Genomic DNA, 2,339 nt, shown 5'->3' on the forward strand with positions numbered 1-2,339 from the left:
CTGGAGTTCAGACGTGTGCTCTTCCGATCTCCCCCCGCGTCCCGAGCTGCCGCGCCCCGAGCGCATGACGCTGCGCCGGCGCGTCGGCACCAGCCAGCCGAGGGCGGAGCCGCGCAGGTCGATCACCCAGTCCCATCGCCGGAACGCGACCTGCGGCCAGAGGCCGAGCCAGTGGCGCTGTCCCGGGCGCTTTTCCAGCACGATCGTCGCCTCGCGCTGCGGCAGCCGCGCGAACACGCCCTCAGCCGCCGGGCCGCAGACCACGGTGATGCGCGCGTCCGGATGGCGACGCACCACGCTGTCCAGCAGCCCGGTGGACAGCACGGCGTCGCCCACGCGGTTGGAGGTGACGAACAGGACACGCATCGCGTCCCCGGCATAGCTGCCGCCCCGCCCGGCGCCAAGCGGCCCGCCCGGTTGCGTCCGTCGCCATTTCGCGTCATACGGCCGCCGCCGGGCCCGTGCCCGGTAATTCACACGCGGGGCGCCTTCCCCGGTCGCGGTTGCGGCCAGGGTCCGGTGCCGGCGACGGCCAGCCCCGCGGAGGCACAACCGGACTGACAGAAGGACAGGTCACGCCCATGGCGATGCCCGATTTCACGATGCGCCAGCTGCTGGAAGCCGGCGTCCATTTCGGCCACCACACCCGCCGCTGGAACCCGCGCATGGCGCCGTACCTGTTCGGCGTGCGCAACCAGGTCCACATCATCGACCTGCAGCAGACGGTGCCGATGCTCGACCGCTCGCTGCGCGCCGTGCGCGACACCACCGCCGCCGGTGGCCGCGTGCTGTTCGTGGGCACCAAGCGCGCCGCCGCCGAATACGTGGCCGACGCCGCCCGCCGCTGCGGCCAGTACTACGTCAACCACCGCTGGCTCGGCGGCATGCTGACGAACTGGAAGACGATCACCGGCAGCATCAAGCGGCTGCGCCAGATCGATGACATGCTGGGCGGCGACACCCAGGGCCTGACGAAGAAAGAGGTGCTGAACATCACCCGCGACCGCGACAAGCTGGAGCGCGCGCTGGGCGGCATCAAGGACATGGGCGGCCTGCCGGATATCCTGTTCATCATCGACACGAACAAGGAAAAGCTGGCGGTCGAGGAGGCCAACAAGCTCGGCATCCCGGTCGTTGCCGTGCTCGACAGCAACAGCGACCCGTCCGGCGTGACCTATCCGATCCCCGGCAACGACGACGCGATCCGCGCCATCACGCTGTACTGCGACCTCGTCGCGGGCGCCGTGCTGGACGGCATCAGCGCCGAGATGGCGGCGAGCGGCCAGGATATCGGCGCGGCGGAAAACCTGCCGCCCGAGGCGCTGCCGGAGACGGCCGAGCAGCCGACCGCCTGACGCAGCCGACACGCGCAAACGGACCGAACACCCGGAGGGCTGAGATGGCCGAGATTACCGCCGCGCTGGTCAAGGATCTGCGCGAGAAGACGGGCGCCGGCATGATGGACTGCAAGCGGGCGCTGACCGAATCGGGCGGCGACCTGGAGGCGGCGATCGACTGGCTGCGTAAGAAGGGCCTGTCCGCCGCCGCCAAGAAGTCGGGCCGCGTGGCGGCCGAGGGCCTGATCGGCGTCGCCTCGGCGCCGCAGCGGGCCGCCATGGTCGAGGTCAACGCCGAGACCGATTTCGTCGCCCGCAACGAGGCGTTCCAGGCCTATGTCTCCGCGGTCGCGCAGATCGCGCTCGGCGTGGGCGAGGACATCGATGCGATCGCCGCCGCGCCCTATCCGGGCACCGGCCGGACGGTCGCCGAGGAGCTGACGCACCTCATCGCGACGGTGGGCGAGAATATGTCGCTGCGCCGCGCCCGCGTCCTCAGCGTCGAGAAGGGCGTGGTCGCAACCTATGTCCACGCCGCGCAGAAGCCCGGCCTGGGCAAGATCGGCGTGCTAGTCGCGGTCGAGGCGGACGGCGAGCTCGCCGCGCTGGAGACGCTGGGCCGGCAGGTCGGCATGCACGTGGCGGCCACCCGCCCCGACGCGCTCGACGTGACCGGTGTCGCGCCCGAGGCACTGGAGCGCGAGCGCGCGGTGCTGACCGAACAGGCCCGCGCGTCCGGCAAGCCCGACGCGGTGATCGAGAAGATGATCGATGGCCGCATCCGCAAATACTACGAGGAAGTGGTGCTGCTGGAGCAGGTGTGGGTGCATGACGGCGAGAGCCGCGTGAAGGCGGTGGTGCAGAAGGCCGGTGCCCGCCTGACCGGCTTCGCCCGCTTCCAGCTCGGCGAAGGCATCGAGAAGCAGACCGGCGACTTCGCCGCCGAAGTGGCCGCCGCCGCCGGCACCGCGGCCTAGTCCGGAACCGCCGCCGGGCGCCCCC

General features: G+C 71.3%; 2 protein-coding genes. Both read left to right on the forward strand.

Features of this window, described 5'->3' with window-relative positions; all coding sequences use genetic code 11:
* Positions 1 to 581 precede the first annotated feature (581 nt).
* The gene (gene rpsB, locus B8460_RS20475) at positions 582 to 1,355 is read left to right on the forward strand and encodes a 30S ribosomal protein S2 (protein ID WP_048863474.1); all 774 of its coding nucleotides are present in this window, start codon (positions 582 to 584) and stop codon (positions 1,353 to 1,355) included.
* Between the two features lie 44 nt (positions 1,356 to 1,399).
* Complete coding sequence (gene tsf / locus B8460_RS20480; RefSeq protein ID WP_048863475.1) at positions 1,400 to 2,314, forward strand: translation elongation factor Ts; 915 nt, start codon at positions 1,400 to 1,402, stop codon at positions 2,312 to 2,314.
* The last annotated feature ends 25 nt before the right edge of the window (positions 2,315 to 2,339 follow it).

Origin of the sequence: Acidisphaera rubrifaciens HS-AP3, from assembly GCF_000964365.1 — a bacterium.
GTDB lineage: Bacteria > Pseudomonadota > Alphaproteobacteria > Acetobacterales > Acetobacteraceae > Acidisphaera > Acidisphaera rubrifaciens.